Genomic DNA, 18,204 nt, shown 5'->3' on the forward strand with positions numbered 1-18,204 from the left:
GAGAGCCCCCGCCCCTCTACCGCCCGATCGGGTTCGCCATCGCCCCCGCCCGGATGAGCGACGCCGACTGGTCCGCCAGGTCCACCATCGACAGGGTGTTCCGCAGCTGCAACCGGTTCAGGCACGAGTGCTCGAACGTCGGCACCCGCAGGTCCAGGGGACGACGGCGGTCCGGGTGCGCGGCGGCGTGGGCGTCGATGCACTCCCCCACGACCTGCCAGAAGCGGGACTCGGGCAGCACCGCGTCGTCGTCGAGGATCGCGGCGACGAACCGGAGCACCCCGTCGAACACGTCGGTGAAGACCGCGAGCGCGGCCTCGTCGTCGGACACCGGGTGCACGATCCGGTCGATGTCGGCGGGGACCGGCCGGTCGTCGTGCCGACCGAGCACCGCGGCCTCCTCGCCGATGTCCTTCATCACTGCCCGGACCACGACGCCGTCGCGCACGACGAGCACCAGGTTCTCGCCGTGCGGCATGAACACCAGGTCGTGCACGGTCAGGCAGTGCACGACGGGCAGCAGGTAGGCGTCGAGCCAGCGCCGGACCCAGACGTCGGCGGGCAGACCAGAGGCCTCGATCAGCGCCGAGACCACGGCGTTCCCCGTGGCGTCCCGGTGCAGCAGCGCCGCCATCGTCAGCAGCCGCTCGCCGTCCGTCGCCCGCGGCAGCGGGCTCTCCCGCCACAGGGCTGCGAGCATCTTGCGCTGCGGCGAGGACACGTCGACCCGGTGGTAGGCGTCCCCCGTGTAGCCGATGGCGGCGTGCTCCCGGAGCACCGAGAACCCGGCGGCGGCGAGCGTGGGGTCGGCGGAGACGATCGACTCGACCCAGTCGTTCACGGCCGGGGTGTTCCGCATGTACGCGGGCGACATCCCCCGCAGGAACCCCATGTTCTGCACGGCGAGCGCCGTCTTCACGTACGAGCGTGCCGGCTCGGTGCGGTTGAACGCGGTGCGGATGGACTGCTGCGGCTGGTACTCGTCGGGTCCCTCGCCCAGGTCGACCAGGTCCTGTCGCCCCAGGTCGGGCGCGAAGGTCACGGCGATCCGGTGCTGCCACTGCCACGGGTGCACGGGCAGCCACACGTAGTCGTCGGGGTCGAGCCCGCGACGCTCCAGCGTGGCACGGAACCCGGCCACGACCGCCGGTGGCAGCTCTGCCTCCCAGTGCGCCTGCTCGGTCCGGTCGGCGGCGAGCGCCAGGTGCGTGTGCTCGCGTCGGGCAGCGAGCCACCGGTACCGGAACCGGCCGCCGGACTCCGGCGCGAACGCCCGGTACTCGTCGAGCCCGAACCCGATCCGGCCGTTGGCAGCGACGAACGCCGGGTGCCCCTCGGTCATCGCCGCCTCGACGTCCTGGAACGACGCGACGACGTCCTCGACGGACCCGGCCGATCCGGACGACCCGGCCCCGCCCCGCCCCCGTGCCAGCTGCCCGGCCGACCGTCCGCCCCGCCGGTGCTTCGCCGCGGCACTCGCCAGCGTCGACGCGATCTCCTCCAGGTACGTGCCGAGCAACTCGTCGGGGATCCCGAGCACCGCGCGCAGCTCGAGCACGAGCTCCTGCGCGCTGAGCGGCGCCGGCACCCCCGCACGGGTCCGCGTCAGCGAGGCCTCGTCCATCGACCAGTGCTCGAGCACGTGCTGCCGGGCCCGGAACCGGTAGGTCGACTCCCCCGCGTCGAGCCGCCACCCGTCCCCGTCCGGTACGGGTGCGATCAGCCGTTCGTGGGTGAACTCCGCGATCGCCTTGGCGACCAGGTGCCGTTCGGCGGGTTCCAGGTGCTCGGGCCGCAGGTGTGCGGCCGGCCCGTCGTCGTCGGGGACGCCGATCCGGTCGGTGTCGAGCACCGACAGCAGGGCCCGCTTGCCGTCGACGTCCACCTGTCGCAGGGCGCGGAACCCGACCTCGGCGTTCTTCGCCTGCACGGCGGTGTTGCGCACGTCGGGTTCGACGACGACCCGGCGTGCGCCGAGGGCGTCCCGGCAGTGCTCGACGACGGCACGCATCACCGCGCTGGTCAGTCCGTGGACACGACCCTCGGCGGGCACCGGCGCGACGAGTAGGTGCATGCCGACGTCGCCGGGTTCGGCCGCCCACACGTCGGTGAGCAGGACGGCGGAGGGGTCGTAGGTCTCCGCCAGGAAGCACGGTTCGCCGTTCCGGCGGCCGAGCCACGCTGCCTGCGCGGGGTCCGCCTGCACGCCGACCAGGTAGGCGCGCACCCCGTCCACGTCGAGGTCGCCCATCTCCCACCACGACGACGCCGGGTGGGCGAGCCACGACTGCACGACGGCGGCGTCGCGTTCCGGGTCCACGGGCTCGACGGTCAGGAGGCCCGGCTCGGCTCCCCCGGACGCGGTCGCCCCGTGCGCGTCGACCGTCGCAGTGCCCTCCACACCGGTGCCCGCCGAACGGGCGCCCGTCACACCGGTGCTGCCGACGACGGCGCTCATGCGGACACCTCCGCCCGCTCGGACGCGCGCGGGGCCGGCGCGCGCTCCGCGGCGCCGGGGCGGGCGGTGGACGGCTCCGAGGCGGGCAGGCCGAACTCCTGGAAGGCGATCCGGGCCTCCAGGCCGTACACGGGGCGACCCGTGACGGACCGGATGATCGACGCGTTCCGCCACGCACCCATGCCGAGGTCGGGCGCGGTCAGGCCGTGCGTGTGCTCCTCGGCGTTCTGCACCCAGATGCGTCCGCCCAGGGTGTCGACGTGGTGGTCGCGGGCGACCGCCAGGCGACCGTGGGAGTCGCGGGCGACGAGGTGCTCGACCGGGTCGAGGAACCGCGGGACCCGCGGGTTGTACCCGGTGGCCAGCACCAGCTGCTCGACCTCGTGCTCGTACGTCTGGTCGAGCTGCTCGTGGCGGAGCGTCAGCCGGTACGTGCCACGGTCGGCGAGCCAGGCGGCGTCGACGACGCTCGTCTCGGTCCGGAGCGTCGTCGGGACCGGGCCGCGCGCGCTGATCCGGTAGAGCTGGTCGTACAGGTCGTCGACCAGGTCGGCGCTGATGCCCTTGTACAGGCCACGCTGTTCCCGCCCCAGGCGGTCGCGGACGGCTTCGGGCAGCCCGTGGAAGTGGTCCGTGTACTCCGGGCTCGTCATCTCGAGGGTGAGCTTGGTGTCCTCCATCGGGAAGAACCGGGGCGAACGTGTGATCCAGTCGAGGCGGTACCCGTCCTGCCGGATGTCCTCGAGCAGTTCGCGGTAGACCTCGGCGGCGGACTGCCCGCTGCCGACGACGGCGATGGACCCGGCGTCGCGCAGGGCGTCGCGGTTCGGCAGGAAATCGGCGGAGTGGACGGCCGGTCCGCCGATCCCGCGCAGCGGGGCGGGGACGGACGGCTCGGTGCCGATGCCCACGACGACGTGGTGTGCGCGGTACGTCTCGGGACCCTGATCGGTCTCGGCGTGCACCGTGAACGTGTCGGTGACCGGGTCGTGCTCGACGGCGGTCACCCGGCGGCCCCACCGCAGGGTGTCGAGCCGGTCGGCGGCCCAGCGGCAGTAGGCGTCGTACTCGCTGCGCAGGGGGTGGAAGTCCTCGCGGATGTAGAACGGGTACAGGCGCCCGGTCTCCTTGAGCCAGGCGAGGAACGAGAACGGTGAGGTCGGGTCGGCCATCGTCACCAGGTCGGCGAGGAACGGCACCTGGATCGTGGCGTCGTCGAGCATCATGCCGTGGTGCCAGGCGAAGCCGTCGGCGGCGTCGAGGAACACCGCGTCGACGTCGGCGATCGGGTCGGTCAGGCAGGCGAGGCCGAGGTTGAACGGGCCGATGCCGATGCCGACGACGTCGTGCACGGCGGGGTCGGCAGTGGTGCGGTCGGCGGCGGTGCGGTCGGCGGTCATCGGTTCGCTCCCTCGGTCTCGGTGGTGGCTGCGCGCACCCGGGCGGCCGTCGCGACGACGTGCTCCAGCGACGCGCGCATCTGCTCCGCCGTCGTCTCCGGGTTGAGCAGCGTGAGCTTGTTGCACGGCCGGCCGTCGATGACCGTCTTGGCGATCAGCACCCGGCCCTCTGCGAGCAGGGCCGAGCGGATCGGGGCGACCAGCGCGTCGGCGGCCTCGTCCGTCATGCCGGCGGGCTGCCAGCGGAACAGCACCGTGCTGAGCTGCGTCGGCGCGACGAGCACCAGGTCGGGGTGCTCCTCGACCATCCGGTGGGTGACCACGGCGAGGTCGATGACGGCGTCGAACGCGGCCCCGATCGCGTCGGCACCCGTCGCCCGCAGGGTGGCCCAGAGCTTCAGTGCGTCGAACCGGCGAGTGGTCTGCAGCGACTTGTCGACCTGGTTCGGCTCGGCGGCGTCCTCGGGGTTCAGGTAGTCGGCGTACCAGGCGGTGCGGCGCAGGTCCTCCGGGCGCTGCACGAGCAGGGCGCTCGACGACACCGGCTGGAAGAACGACTTGTGCAGGTCGGCGGTCACGCTCCGGGCCCGTTCGACGCCGTCGAGCAGGTGCCGGCGGGTCGGGGACACGAGCAGCCCGCAGCCGTACGCGGCGTCGACGTGCAGCCAGACTCCCTCGAGATCACAGACGTCCGCGATCGGCTCGAGCGGGTCGATCACCCCGCGGTCGGTGGTGCCGGCGGTGGCGACGACGGCCATCGGCGTCTGCCCGGCTGCGCGGGCGGCGGCGATGGCATCGGCGAGGGCGGCGGGCACCATCCGGCCGGCGTGGTCGGTGGCGACGGCGACCACGGCCTCGAGCCCGAGCAGCCGCGCCGACTTCGCGATGCTGAAGTGGGTCTCCGCGGTCGTGAACACGGTGCCGCCGGTGCCGAGGGCCTCGCGCGCCAGCAGCAGGGCCTGCAGGTTCGACTGCGAGCCGCCCGAGGTGAAGATGCCGTCACCCGCGGCGAACCCGATCCGACCGGCGAGCCAGGCGACGACGTGCCGCTCGATCTCGGTGCCGATCCGGGACTGGTCCCAGGTGTCGACCGACGGGTTCACGGCGGCCAGGACCGACTCGGCGGCGACCGCGGGCAACGCGACCGGGCAGTTCAGGTGCGCGAGGTACGCCGGGTCGTGGAACCAGACGGCCTCACGGACGAACAGCTCGTCGAGTTCGGCGAGCGCGCGGTCCGTCCCGAGGGGTTCGGCGTCGAGGTCGACGTCCTGCACCCGGGCCCGGAGGACCTCGGGAGCGGTGTCGGTCGTCGGACGGTCGGCGGCGGCGAAGCGGTCGGCCAGACGGTCCACCGTGGACGTCACGGCGGAGCGGTAGCGCTCGGCGGTGGCGGTGGTCAGGAGTTCGATGGGAGGTGTCACGTTAGGTAAGGCTAACCTCACAAAGCGCGATCGTGCCACCCGAACGAGGGGCGCGCCGAACGGCCGGGCGTGTCAGACGCCCGTATGCCGGCGGGGTGTCAGGCGTTCATGAACTCGCTCGGCTGCAGCGCCCGGCCGACGATGCGCACGTCGCCGATCGACCCGACGTACACCTGGTCGAGCTTGCCGCCGTAGCGGTAGCCACCGAGCAGCCACGGCTTGCCGATCGTGCTCAGACCGCGGTTCGGGGTGGACGGGTTCCGCACGACCGGGCACCCGTCGACGTACAACACGGTGTGGCTCCCGTCGTTCACCACGGCCACGTGCCACCAGGCCCCGAGCGGCAACTCGTGCCCCCAGTTCGTCAGTGACCCGTCCTGGCTCGCCGGGTACACGCACCACTGCAGTTCGCGGTCCCCCGACAGGCTCAGGGTCACGGCAGGTTCGTCCGGGTCACCGTCGGCTCCGGTCGCCTTCCCCACCTGACCGGCGCTCGAGTACTGCGACAGCAGGGCGCTGAACCCGTTCGCGCTCGGGTCGAACGTGGTCGGTAGCGCGAAGAACGCCTCGACCGTGTAGCCGTGGGGGAACCGGGTCCGGTTGAGCGGAGCCGCGTCGACGGTCTGCAGGTGGTCCCCACCGCTCTTGCCGCCCTGCAGCGCGAGGCCGCCGGCGCCCGGCTGGTCGGCGTGGTGCGCCGCCGTCCAGCGCAGCGCCCCCGCGACGGCACCGGTCCGGCGAGCGACCACCAGGTCGTTCCCCCGCCCACTCTGGTCGCGCACCCGCGTCGTCGGCGCGAGCGCCGCCCCGTCCGGGTTGCCGTCGAACCGCCAGTACGCCAGCGTCCCCGGCACCAGCATGCGTGCCGCCGGCCGGGAGGCCCGTGGTGCGACCGGCGCGAACCCCGCGAAGCGTGCGTCGAAGTCCACCGCCACGGTGAAGCGGTCGACGTCACCGCTGAGGGTGATCTCCTGGGCCGCGAGCTCGTTCGTCTCGCCGAGCCCACCGGCGAGCAGGAACGGCGACAGCGTCTCGACGTCGATGACGTTCCGCTCGAGGTCGACGTGGTACAGCCGGATCATGGCCGCTCCGCCGTAGTAACGGTTCTGGTAGTTGGTCAGGTGCAGGGCGACGTCGTGCCCCACGGCGTTCTTCGCCGTCGTGCGGCCCGGCCCCCAGTAGTGCCCGTTGAGCGTCAGGAACACCTGGTCGTGCTTCGAGATGAAGGAGTCCCAGAGCTGCTGGCCGTAGGGGTCGAACGCCGCTCCACCGCTGGCGTCCGAGTCGACGAGGGCGTGCGTCGTGAGGATGACCGGGGCGTGCGGCCGTGCCGCGAGCACGGAGCTGGCCCAGGCGAGCCCGCTCGCGCTCGTCCGCCAGTCGAGCGCCAGGACGACCCACTCGCGGCCGGCCGCGGTGAACCGGTGGGCGGTGTTGTAGCCGTCCGGGCTCGAACCGATCCAGCCCGGGGCCCTCCGGAACCGCTGCGGACCGAACACGTCGAGGTACGGGGTTCGGCCACGCTGGTCGTCGGTCGAGGAGTCGACGTCGTGGTTGCCGGCGAGCACGCTGTAGGGCGCACCGGCACGATCGAGCACGTCGAAGACCGCGCCGGACGCACGCATCTCGGACGCCGCACCGTTCTGCGTCAGGTCGCCGAGGTGGATGAGGAACACCGTGTTGTGCCGGGCCTGCTCGCGGACGACGTACTCGAGCGAGGCGCGCATCGGCGCCGGGTCCACCGCGGCGCCGTCGAACATGTACTGCGTGTCCGGCATCACGGCGACGGTGAAGCGTGGCGAGGTCGTGTCCGGGCGCCACCGTCCGGTGTGCCCGCGCGCCACCGCGGCCTGAGCGGCGGCCTCGGTCGATCCGCCCAGCGCCGCCGGGGCGACTGCGGGTGCCGCGGTCAGCGCATCGGCGACGGCCGGGGCACTGCCGAAGCCGTTCGAGGCCACGAGACCGGCGGCACCGGCGAGTCCGGACCCGACCAGGAAGCCCCGGCGGGAGACCGGGATGCGCTTGCTGCGGTCTCCGGCGTGGTCGTTGGCGTCGTCACGATCGTCAGGGCTGTTCTGCACAGCACCGCACCGTACGGACCGCGGGGGAACGCCCTGGGTCCGTTCCGTGAACTCCAGACCGGCTGCGGCTGCCGGTTCGGTGTGGACCGGTGAGGGCTCCTACAGCTTCTCGATCGGGGCGATCTTGATGAGGAGCTTCTTGCGGCCCGCGGAGTCGAACGCGATCTCGGCGATGCGCTTGGCTCCCTGACCCGTCACCGCGGACACCGTGCCCTCGCCGAAGTCGACGTGCTTGATGCGGTCGCCGGCCACGAGTTCCATGTCGCCGTTGTCGCGCACCTGCCCGGACACCCGGTTCGCCCACTCGGTCTTCGGGCGGGTCTTCGACGCTGCCGCTGCGCGGTCGTACGAGCCGCCACCCCAGCCGCCACCACCGCGGTAGCCCCCGCCGCCGCCACCGCCGCCGAAGCCGCCGTCGCGCTTGGCGTTCAGGGCGCGGGGCTGTGTGCCACCACGGCTGTTCGCCATGCCCGGGGACTGCTTCCACTCGATGAGCCCCTCGGGGATCTCCTGCAGGAAGCGCGAGGGCATCGCCACGTTCACGTCGCCGAACTGGGCACGGGTCATCGCGAGGGACAGGAACAGGACCTTCTTGGCGCGGGTGATGCCCACGTAGAACAGCCGGCGCTCTTCCGACGGCCCGCCGGGCTCGTTGGCGGACATCCGGTGCGGGAGCAGGTCTTCCTCGACGCCGGTCAGGAACACCGCGTCGTACTCCAAGCCCTTCGCGGTGTGCAGCGTCATGAGCGACACCGTGCCCGACGAGTCGTCGAGCTCGTCCGCCGCGGCGACCAGCGAGACCTCGGTCAGGAAGTCCGACAGCGTGCCCTCGGGGTTGTTCTTCTGGAACTCACGCGTCACGGCCACGAGCTCGTCGATGTTGTCGGCACGGGCGGCGTCCTGCGCGTCGGGCGACTTCCGCAGGTTGTCGAGCAGCCCGGAACCGTCGAGCAGTTGCGTCAGGGTGTCGACCACCGGCTGCGTCGGGGCCTTCTCGGACACGGAGTCGAGCAGCGCCGCGAACTCGGTGATGGCGTTCCGCACCTTCGGCCCGAACCCGAGCGCACCCGCGTGCCGCAGGGCGTCGCGCATCGTGGTCTCGTGCTCGTCGGCGTAGCGCTGGAGCGTGGTCTCGGTGACCGAGCCGATGCCGCGCTTGGGCACGTTGAGGATGCGGCGCAGGGCCATCGGGTCGGCCGGGTTGGCGACGGTGATCAGGTACGCCATGGCGTCCTTGATCTCGGCGCGCTCGTAGAACTTCGTGCCGCCGAGCACCCGGTACGGGATCGCCGCACGGATGAAGATCTCCTCCAGCGCACGGGTCTGCGAGTTGGTCCGGTAGAACACCGCCATGTCGCGGTAGTCCATGCCGTCTTCACGCAGGCGCTGGATCTCGTCGGCGACGAACTGCGCCTCGTCGTGGCCGGTGTACCCGGTGAAGCCGACGATCTTCTCGCCGGCACCGACGTCGGTGAACAGGCTCTTCGCCTGGCGGTCGAAGTTGTTCGCGATTACCGCGTTCGCCGCGTCGAGGATGTTCTGCGTCGAGCGGTAGTTCTGCTCGAGCAGGATCGTCTTGGAGTTCGGGAAGTCCCGCTCGAACTCGACGATGTTGCGGATGTCCGCCCCGCGGAACGCGTAGATCGACTGGTCGGAGTCGCCGACCACCGTCAGGGACGCGGGCGCGATCGACCCGTCGGTCTCCCGCATCCGGGCGACGTGCTGGCCGGAGTCCTCGAGCTTGTCGACCTGTTCGACCGGCACCGGGCGGGTGAGCTCACGGATCAGGGCGTACTGGGCGTGGTTCGTGTCCTGGTACTCGTCGACCAGGATGTACCGGAAGCGGCGCTGGTACAGGGCGGCGACGTCCGGGAAGGCCCGGAACAGGAACACCGTCTGGCCGATGAGGTCGTCGAAGTCGAACGCGTTCGCCCGGCGGAGTTCGTTCGTGTAGCGCCGGAACACCTCGGTGAACATGACCTCTTGCGGGTCGTTCACGTTGATGTTGCGCGCGTAGGTGTCGATGTCCTGCAGCTCGTTCTTGAGCTTCGAGATCTTCGACGCCGCGGCACCGACGGTCAGCCCGAGGGAGTCGGCCTCGAGCTCCTTGATGATCCGCTTCAGCAGCGCCTTGGAGTCGGCGGAGTCGTAGATCGTGAACGACTGCGGGAACCCGAACCGCTCGGCTTCGCGCCGCAGGATGCGCACGCACGCCGAGTGGAACGTGGAGATCCACATCCCCTCGGCCTCGCCACCGACCAGGGCCCGGACGCGCTCGCGCATCTCGGCCGCGGCCTTGTTCGTGAACGTGATCGCCAGGATCTGCGACGGCCAGGCTTCGCGGTTGGCGAGCAGCAGTGCGATGCGGCGGGTGAGCACGCTCGTCTTGCCGGAACCGGCACCGGCCACGATCAGCAGGGACTCGCCGCGGTACTCGACGGCTTCCTTCTGCTGGGGGTTCAGACCCGCGGTGAACGGGTCTTCGTACGCGCGGGCACCGGCGCCCGGTTCGGGCGTCGATTCGAAGGGGTCGAGCACGATCGTCATGTCCGGGACAGTCTAGGCGGGACCCCCGACAGCGGACCGGGCGAGCACCGCCAGGTCCGGGTGGTCGGCGAACACCCCGTCGAGTCCGGTGCGGATCACGGACGTGAACCACCGCTCCCAGTCGCCGAACGCCGCGACGTCGCCACCACGACGCAGCGGCGACGGCAGGAACCGGTTCTCCGGCCGGAGGGTCCACGTGTAGACGGCGAGCCCGGCGGCGTGAGCGCGGTCGACGATCGCGCTGCGCACCGGCGTCGGGTCGTCGAGCGCGACGCTGTCGACGCCGGCCATCAGGGTGCCGAGGTCGACGCTGATGCCGTGGAACTCGGTCGCGAACGACGCGAGCGCGTCCTCGGAGCGCTCGGCGGCGTAGGTGGGGGCGAGCGATCCGTGGGACGCGACCTCGTCCGCGGCGCTGCCACGGGCCTCCTGGAGGTACACGAGCCGACCACCGGTCCCCCGCTCGCGCAGGTCGCGCAGCACGCCCTTCTCGAAGCTCTCCACCGTGAGCCGCTCGTCCTGCCGCCACCCGGCCTCGCCGAGCGCGGCGTCGACGAGTCCACCCATCGGGAACCCGGCGCGGTCGAAGTACGCGGCGTGCTTGACCTCGGCGACGAGCCCGACCGGGCGGGGTGCGGCGTCGAGGATCGCGAGCAGGTCGACGAGCCGCAGGATCGGCTGCGCACCGTCGTGCTCGGCGGATCCCGGGCGCAGCACCGGCAGGCGCTCGCGGGTGCGAAGCGTCTGCAGCTCGGCCCACGTGAAGTCCTCGGTGAACCAGCCCGTCAGGGTCTGGCCGTCGACGGTCTTCGTCGTGCGCAGGTGCCGGAACTCGGGGTGGTCGGCGACGTCCGTGGTGCCCGAGACCTCGTTCTCGTGCCGGAGCACCAGGACGCCGTCCCTCGTGGGCACCAGGTCCGGTTCGATCGCGTCGGCACCGAGCTCGATCGCGAGCTCGTACGCGCTCCGCGAGTGCTCGGGGCGGTAGCCGGACGCACCACGGTGGGCGATCACGAGGGTCATGGCGCGACCCTACTTGCCGCGGGTGACCAGCGTGGCGCCTGTGTCGCGGGACACACCCGTGGCTCCGGGGGCCCTCGTTCCCAGGGACGGCACCGAGCATCACCGCATGACCGTCCGTTCGCTCTCCACCGCCGTCGAGGCCCGGATCGACCGGGCTGCACGCCGTCTGCTCGACGCCGGGCACCAACCGCACCGGCCCGTCCGGGTGTTCGTCACCGAGTTCCTGGTGTTCGGCGCGAAGCAGGCCTGGGCGTGCGCGTTCGGGGCGCTGCTGCTCACGACCATGGCCGTGGTGCACCTGACCGTGCCGGCGGCGATGCGGAACGACGTCCTGACGATCGCGGCCGTGCTGCTGCAGGTCGGGATGCTCGTGTTCGGGCTCGAGACCGTGCGCGAACTCCGGGTCGTGCTGCTGTTCCACGTCGTCGGCACCGCGATGGAGGTGTTCAAGACCCACATGGGCTCGTGGACCTACGAACCCGGAGGGCTGTTCGTCCTCGCCGGGGTGCCGCTGTTCTCGGGGTTCATGTACGGCGCCGTCGGGTCGTACATGGTCAGGGTCCACCGACTGTTCGACCTGCGGTTCGACCGGTACCCGCGGCAGTGGCTGCTGGCGGTCGTGGCGGGCGGGATCTACCTGAACTTCTTCGGCCACCACTTCGTCGCCGACGCCCGGTACCTGCTGCTCGCGCTCGTGCTGCTGCTCTTCGCCCGCACGACCATGCACGTCCGGATCCACCGGGCGACGCTGCGGATGCCCGTGCTCGTCGCGATGGGACTCGTCGCGGTGTTCATCTGGGCGGCCGAGAACGTCGCGACGTGGGCCGGGGCGTGGAGCTACCCGGCGCAGCTCGCGGTGTGGCAGCCGGTGGCACCGACGAAGATCGTGGCCTGGTTCCTGCTCATGACGATCTCGGTCGCGCTCGTCACCTGGCTCTACCCGGCGCTGCCGTCGAGACGGGTGGGCTCGACGGCGGACTCTCGACTTCCTCGGGGCGCGCGTGCAGCGGGCGACCCTAGGCTTCCCTTGTCGGGGCCCGCTGGGCCCGCGTCCGCTCGCCGCGAATCCTCAGCCTTCCGCGACCGAGCGCCCCTAGGCTGAGAGGACTCGAATCTCCTAGGAAGAGGACACCATGGCCTTCAAGCCCGGTTTCGACCAGTCCCCCGCCTTCAACGCACAGGGGGCAAACACCTGGGGCGGGCGCGGTGCTGGTCAGCAGCAGGCCGGCTGGGGACAGACCCCGCAGCAGGCCCAGGGCGGCATGACCCCCGAGCAGCTGCAGTACATGTACGACCGTCCGACTGCGTCCCCGGTGGACACCGACCGCATGTCGTACGAAGACACCATCGTCAAGACGCTGCTCGCCTTCGGCGTGCTCGTCGTCGGCGCGGTGGCCGGTTGGAACCTGCCGCCGGTCGTCTGGATCATCGGCGCCGTCGTCGGGTTCATCCTGGCGCTCGTGAACATGTTCAAGAAGAAGCCCTCCCCGGGCCTCGTCCTGGCGTACTCCTTCGCCCAGGGCCTGTTCGTGGGTGGCATCTCCGGCGCGTACAACTCCATCTGGGGTGGCATCGTCACCCAGGCGGTGTTCGGGACGCTCGGTGTCTTCGCCGTGACGCTCGCGCTGTTCGCATCGGGCAAGGTCCGCGCCACGCCGAAGGCCACGCGCTTCTTCCTCGTCGCGATGGTCGGGTACATGGTGTTCTCGCTCATCAACCTGGTCCTGATGTGGACCGGCGTGACGAACACCGCGTTCGGCGCACTCGGCATCACGATCTTCGGCATCCCGCTCGGTGTGATCATCGGCATCCTCGTCGTGGTCATGGCGGCGTACTCGCTGATCCTCGATTTCGACCAGATCCAGACCGGTGTCCGTCGTGGCGCTCCCCGGATCTACGCCTGGACCGCGGCGTTCGGCCTGATCATGACGATCGTCTGGCTGTACCTCGAGATCCTGCGCATCCTCGCCATCGTCGCGAGCAGCGCGCGCAACTAGTACCACCGCACACGCGAAGGGCCACGGCGCTGCCGGGGCCCTTCGTCGTTCCCGGGCAAGTGGTCGGCGGCAGCCGGGGCGGGAGGGCGGGGGTGGTCCCGGTGGCGGTCCCGGCCCGAGTGGCGGTCCCGGCGTCGGTCCCAGTGGTCACAACACCCCGCCGGTCGCCCGCCGAGTGGTCACGAAGTGTTGTCCGGGCTGGGGCCAACCGACACTTCGTGACCGCTCGGCACCGGGCTCGCGGGGTGTTGTGACCACTCGACGGACCCGGCAGCGCCCGCGAACCGCGCCGGCACCGCCCGCACCGCCCCCCCCCCCCCGCGGCAGCACCCGCGCCCTCGACCCCGGCAGCGCCGCCCCCGGATGCACGAAGGCCCGGCACGCGTGACGCGTACCGGGCCTTCCGTTGCTCAGGGGAGCCCTACTCCCACTCGATCGTCCCCGGCGGCTTCGACGTGACGTCGAGCACGACCCGGTTGACGTCGGGCACCTCGTTCGTGATGCGGTTCGAGATCTTCGCGAGGGTGTCGTACGGCAGACGCGTCCAGTCGGCGGTCATGGCGTCCTCGGACGAGACCGGACGGAGCACGATCGGGTGCCCGTAGGTCCGGCCGTCGCCCTGCACGCCCACGGAGCGGACGTCGGCGAGCAGCACGACCGGGCACTGCCAGATCTCCTGGTCGAGGCCGGCCGCGGTGAGCTCTTCGCGCGCGATCTTGTCAGCAGCGCGGAGCAGTTCGAGCCGCTCCTTCGTGACCTCGCCGACGATGCGGATGCCCAGGCCCGGGCCGGGGAACGGCTGGCGACCGACGATGACCTCGGGCAGCCCGAGCTCGCGGCCGACCGCACGGACCTCGTCCTTGAACAGGGTGCGTAAGGGCTCGACGAGCTCGAACGTCATGTCCTCGGGCAGCCCGCCGACGTTGTGGTGCGACTTGATGTTCGCGGTGCCTGCTCCGCCGCCGGACTCGACGACGTCGGGGTAGAGCGTGCCCTGCACGAGGAACTTGACCTCGGCATCAGAGTCGGAAGCCTGCGCCTCGAGCACGAGTGCCTCGGCCGCCCCCTCGAACGTGCGGATGAACTCGCGCCCGATGATCTTGCGCTTCTGCTCGGGGTCGCTCACGCCGGCGAGGGCGTCGAGGAACTGCTGCTCGGCGTCGATCGTGATGAGCCGGACGCCGGTGGAGGCGACGTAGTCCTCTTCCACCTGCTTGCGCTCGTCGGCACGCAGGAGCCCGTGGTCGACGAAGACGCAGGTCAGCTGGTCGCCGACGGCCTTGTGCACCAGGGCTGCGGCGACGGCGGAGTCGACACCACCGGAGAGCCCGGCGATGACCCGTGCGGAACCGACCTGCTCGCGGATGCGGGCGACCTGCTCCTCGATGACGTTGCTGGAGTTCCAGTCGCCGGGCAGGCCCGCGGCACGGTGCAGGAAGTTCTCGAGCACGGCCTGGCCGTACACGGAGTGCTTGACCTCGGGGTGCCACTGCACGCCGTAGAGCTTGCGCTCGTCGGACGCGAACGCCGCGACGGGCGTCGACGCGCTCGAGGCGAGCACCTCGAAGCCAGCCGGTGCCTTGGCCACGGAGTCGCCGTGCGACATCCACGTCACCTGGTCCGCCGGCTGGTCGCCGAGCAGGGTGCTGGTGCCGGGGGCGAGGGTCACGTCGGTGGCGCCGTACTCGCGCAGACCGGTGTTCGCGACCTCGCCACCGAGGGCGGTCGCCATGGCCTGGAAGCCGTAGCAGATGCCGAGCACGGGGACGCCGAGGTCGAGGATGTCACCGTCGAGGGACGGCGCGCCTTCTTCGTACACGGACGACGGACCACCGGACAGCACGATCGCCGCCGGGTCCTTGGCGCGGATCTCGTCCGCGGTGATGGAGTGCGGCACGATCTCGCTGTAGACGTTCGCTTCACGGACCCGACGCGCGATGAGCTGCGCGTACTGGGCCCCGAAGTCGACGACGAGGACGGGACGCTGTTCGGTCTCGCTCACCGAGCGGCCTCCTTCTCACGCTGCTGGGCAGCGATCAGCTCGTGGTAGGTGTCCATGGCCTGCTGCTGCATGCGGTGTTCGACCACGAAGGACATGAACGGGATGATGCCCCCGAGGGCGATGAGCAGGAAGCGCGACGGCCTCCAGCGCATGATGCTCCACAGACGGAAGTCCGTGAAGAGGTAGAGCACGTACAGCCAGCCGTGGGCGATGAGGATCGCGATCGACAGGTTGAACGTGCCCGGGGTCTCGCCCGCCGTGCCGTTGGGCACGAAGAACGGGCCATTGCCGAGCTGCATCTCGAGCTGCAGCGGCGTGTACTTGATGATGACCTCGACCACCAGGGCGAGCAGCAGTACACCGGTGATGTACGCCGAGACGCGGTACCACTTCACCGCCCCCGGGATCTTGGGGATGTCACGGGTTCGGACGGTCAGGGCCATGCCGGCAATCCTACCGTCGGAGCGCGTCGGCTTCGGTGGCGAGCGCTGCCTCGCGCTCCTCTTCCTGCTCGCGCTCCCAGGCGTCCTTCACGAACCGGTACCAGAGGAACACGGCGAAGCCGGCGAAGACGACCCACTCGATCGCGTAGAACAGGTTGAGCCAGTCGAACTGGACCTCGCGCGACGGTGCACGGTCGGCGATGGTGCCGAGGTCGGCGGCCTTCGCGGTGGTGCCGTCGGCGACGACGTACCCGAGGTACATGCGGTCGTCGAAGGCCTGCCAGGTGTTCACGAACCGGGCGGGGGCGACCGCGGAGTACTCGCCCTTCTTGTAGGCGTCCTGGTCGGGCGACTCTGCCGGGTAGTAGCGACCCTGGATCGTGAGCGTCTGCCCGTCCGCCAGGCGCTCGCCCCCGGCGACGGCGGCCGCCCGCTGGTCGGACCAGCCGATGACGACCGGGAGGCTCGCCCCACCGTCCGAGTCCACCAGGTGTCCGACGGTCTGGTACTTCCCACCCCCGGTGCGGCCGGTCAGGACGGTGGTGTCGTCGGCGACGAAGGTCCCGGTGACGGTGACCTTCTGCCCGGCGAGACTCTCGCTGACGGGGCGCTCGGGGGTGGTGACCGCCTCGAGCGTGCGGCGGGTCTCGGTGGTCGCCGGCAGGGGCTTGCCGTTGGCGATCGAACGCTCCAGCTGCCACTTGCCCAGCCCGGCGAACACCGCCGCCAGCACGAGCGCCAGCAACAGCAGCGCGATCCACCTCGGTCGTCGGGCAACGGCCCACATCTGTATCAGTACTCCGGATCGCGCTGTCGGACCGGGCGCTCGGGGCGCTCGGCGGGGATCTCGACCGGCGACGTCACGGGGGCGGACGTCGGTTCGGACCCCTCATTGTCTCGCTCGTCCCTGCCAGCTGCCTCGACGAGCGCGAACTCCTCGGCGAACTGGCGGTCCCGCTCGGCCTTCCGCGCCGCGGCGGTGGCGTCCGCCTCGGCCTCGGCCGCTTCGGCGCTCTCGGCAGCGGCTGCCGCGGCGACGGCACGTCGGCCGCCCAGGCGTCCGCGCAGGCGGATGAGCCGGCCCGGGCGCACCACGAGGCGGCCGATCCGGTCCGAGTTCACCGCGAGCAGCGGCCCGAGGACGGCCATGCAGAGGACGTAGAGGCCCGCGAAGGCGGTGATCCGCGCCTCCAGCCCGGCGGCAGCCGACAGCGTCGCGAGGATCAGCGCGAACTCGCCACGGTTCACCAGGATGACGGCGGTGTTGATGCCCTGCTGGACGTTGAAGCCGTTCATCCGCGCGACGATCTGGCCGGCGACCGCGTTGAGCACGACCGTCATGCCGATCGCGCCGAGGACGGGCCAGAGCACCTCGCCGAAGGTCGACAGGTCGAGGCCGAGCCCGAAGTTGACGAAGAAGAACGCGGCGAAGACGTCGCGCATCGGCAGGGCGAGCTGTTCGATGCGGTCGCGGTACCGGGTCGCTCCGCAGAGCAGGCCGATGACGAAGGCACCGATGGCGTCGGTCACGCCGAGCAGGTCGCCGATGCCGCCGAACATGACCGCGAGTCCGAAGAACAGCACCGTGAACAGCTCGTCGTCGCGGGTGGCGAAGATCTTCGAGACCCACTTGCCCGCGAAACGCGCGAGCGTGAACATCACGATGAGGAACCCGAACGCGAGTGCCAGCTTGCCGACGACGGCCCAGACGTTGGTGTCGCCGGACAGCACGACGGAGACGATCGCCAGGTAGACGGCGATGAAGACGTCCTCGATCACGGTGACGCCGAGGATCATCGGGGTCTCGTCGTTCGCCAGGCGCCGGAGCTCGATGAGGAGCTTCGTCACGATGGCGCTCGAGGACGTCGCCGTCATGCCCGCGATGATCAGGGCTTCACGGGTGCCCCAGCCGAGCGAGAACCCGAAGGCGAACCCGACGCCCATGTTGATGACGACGTAGGTGCCGCCCGACACCAGGAGCTTGCCGGCGTTGCCGTAGAACTCCTCTTGGTCGAACTCGAGCCCGAGGTTGAACAGCAGCAGGATGAGCCCGAAGGTCGCGATGAGCTCGATCGTGTGGGACTCGACGCTCAGCCCGAACCACGGCGTGTTCGGACTCGCGACGAGTCCGACCACCATGTAGATCGGGATGGCCGGCAGACCGATGGTCTTGCCGAGCCGGCCCAGGACGTAGGCGATGACGAAGAGCACACCGATGGTGAGCAGCTCACCACCCAGGTGCATGCGCTAGCTCTTCCGCGGGGCCTCGGCCGAGGCGGCCGCAAGCTCTCCGCTGCGGTAGAAGGAGAACGCCTTGGCGACCTTCTCGGGGGAACCGGCGACGACGATGGTGTCTCCGGGGAAGACGACGAAGTCCGACGAGGGCGCCGGGTTGGCGCTGTCGCCACGGACCACGGCGACGACGGTCAGGCCGATGAAGCCCGAGTCGTGCAGGTCGCCGAGGGGCTTGCCCGCGATGGCGTCGTCGTAGTCGACGGAGAACCAGTCGATGGACAGCCCCGGGATCTCGTCGAGCTTGTCGAGGCCCTCGGTGATCCGGGTGCCGCCGAGCAGCTCGGCGAGCGTGTGCGCTTCGTCCTCGCTGAGACGCAGCGAGACCTTCTCGGACTTGTCCGCGCCATCCGAGACGTCGGCGAACGAGATGAGGTCGGAGTGCCCCGACCGGTGCGTGATGACACCGCACTTGCCACCGTCGTCGGTGTAGAAGCTGTGCAGCACGCCGACTCCGGGGAGTTTGACGCGATGGACGTCGACCATGATGGCTCCCTCTTCGAGTACCCCCATGCTAACCACCCGGTGGTCCCGCGCATT

At 70.8% G+C, this 18,204-nt stretch carries 13 protein-coding genes; 2 read left to right on the top strand and 11 right to left on the bottom strand.

The features are described from left to right. Positions 1 to 16: 16 nt before the first annotated feature. The 6 genes from BIU89_RS06940 to BIU89_RS06965 all read right to left on the bottom strand — a co-directional run bounded on the left by BIU89_RS06940 (position 17) and on the right by BIU89_RS06965 (position 10,930). A complete protein-coding gene (locus tag BIU89_RS06940) occupies positions 17 to 2,458 on the bottom strand; it encodes a GNAT family N-acetyltransferase (protein WP_254791524.1) in 2,442 nt (813 codons plus the stop codon). Then, positions 2,455 to 3,858, bottom strand: coding sequence for a lysine N(6)-hydroxylase/L-ornithine N(5)-oxygenase family protein (locus tag BIU89_RS06945; protein ID WP_071245417.1), 1,404 nt, complete (start codon positions 3,856 to 3,858; stop codon positions 2,455 to 2,457). The genes BIU89_RS06940 and BIU89_RS06945 overlap by 4 nt, the downstream gene beginning before the upstream one ends. After that, positions 3,855 to 5,279: a pyridoxal phosphate-dependent decarboxylase family protein gene (locus tag BIU89_RS06950; protein ID WP_071245419.1), complete on the bottom strand. Its 1,425-nt coding sequence runs from the start codon at positions 5,277 to 5,279 to the stop codon at positions 3,855 to 3,857. The genes BIU89_RS06945 and BIU89_RS06950 overlap by 4 nt, the downstream gene beginning before the upstream one ends. A 98-nt stretch (positions 5,280 to 5,377) precedes the next feature. Then, positions 5,378 to 7,360, bottom strand: a complete 1,983-nt coding sequence (locus BIU89_RS06955) for a LamG-like jellyroll fold domain-containing protein (RefSeq protein WP_083404227.1) — start codon at positions 7,358 to 7,360, stop codon at positions 5,378 to 5,380. Positions 7,361 to 7,459: 99 nt separating this feature from the next. Next, positions 7,460 to 9,907 carry an ATP-dependent helicase gene (locus BIU89_RS06960; protein ID WP_071245421.1) on the bottom strand — a complete coding sequence of 816 codons (2,448 nt, stop codon included), beginning with the start codon at positions 9,905 to 9,907 and terminating at the stop codon, positions 7,460 to 7,462. A 12-nt stretch (positions 9,908 to 9,919) separates the two neighbouring features. Continuing rightward, complete coding sequence (locus tag BIU89_RS06965; RefSeq protein WP_071245423.1) at positions 9,920 to 10,930, bottom strand: glycerophosphodiester phosphodiesterase family protein; 1,011 nt, start codon at positions 10,928 to 10,930, stop codon at positions 9,920 to 9,922. Positions 10,931 to 11,036: 106 nt separating this feature from the next. On the opposite strand from BIU89_RS06965, the gene BIU89_RS06970 reads away from it, so the two are divergent. Next, positions 11,037 to 12,032 carry a DUF817 domain-containing protein gene (locus BIU89_RS06970; RefSeq protein WP_071245425.1) on the top strand — a complete coding sequence of 332 codons (996 nt, stop codon included), beginning with the start codon at positions 11,037 to 11,039 and terminating at the stop codon, positions 12,030 to 12,032. A 31-nt stretch (positions 12,033 to 12,063) separates the two neighbouring features. Then, a complete protein-coding gene (locus BIU89_RS06975; RefSeq protein WP_071245426.1) occupies positions 12,064 to 12,927 on the top strand; it encodes a Bax inhibitor-1/YccA family protein in 864 nt (287 codons plus the stop codon). A gap of 421 nt (positions 12,928 to 13,348) precedes the next feature. Here the strand turns inward: BIU89_RS06975 and guaA are convergent, their stop codons facing one another. From guaA to BIU89_RS07000, 5 genes are read right to left on the bottom strand one after another with little or no spacing between them, the layout of a single operon-like run. Beyond that, positions 13,349 to 14,929, bottom strand: coding sequence for a glutamine-hydrolyzing GMP synthase (gene guaA / locus BIU89_RS06980; RefSeq protein WP_027466690.1), 1,581 nt, complete (start codon positions 14,927 to 14,929; stop codon positions 13,349 to 13,351). Then, a complete protein-coding gene (locus BIU89_RS06985; protein WP_027466691.1) occupies positions 14,926 to 15,372 on the bottom strand; it encodes a DUF3817 domain-containing protein in 447 nt (148 codons plus the stop codon). Before BIU89_RS06985 ends, guaA begins: the two co-directional genes overlap by 4 nt. A gap of 10 nt (positions 15,373 to 15,382) precedes the next feature. Next, the gene (locus BIU89_RS06990) at positions 15,383 to 16,159 is read right to left on the bottom strand and encodes an SURF1 family cytochrome oxidase biogenesis protein (RefSeq protein WP_071245427.1); all 777 of its coding nucleotides are present in this window, start codon (positions 16,157 to 16,159) and stop codon (positions 15,383 to 15,385) included. Between the two features lie 5 nt (positions 16,160 to 16,164). Next, positions 16,165 to 17,616 carry a cation:proton antiporter gene (locus tag BIU89_RS06995; protein WP_027466692.1) on the bottom strand — a complete coding sequence of 484 codons (1,452 nt, stop codon included), beginning with the start codon at positions 17,614 to 17,616 and terminating at the stop codon, positions 16,165 to 16,167. A gap of 3 nt (positions 17,617 to 17,619) precedes the next feature. Further along, positions 17,620 to 18,150, bottom strand: coding sequence for a cation:proton antiporter regulatory subunit (locus tag BIU89_RS07000; RefSeq protein ID WP_017885470.1), 531 nt, complete (start codon positions 18,148 to 18,150; stop codon positions 17,620 to 17,622). Positions 18,151 to 18,204 lie beyond the last annotated feature (54 nt).

The organism is Curtobacterium sp. MCBA15_005 (genome assembly GCF_001864855.1).
Taxonomy (GTDB): Bacteria; Actinomycetota; Actinomycetes; order Actinomycetales; family Microbacteriaceae; genus Curtobacterium; species Curtobacterium flaccumfaciens.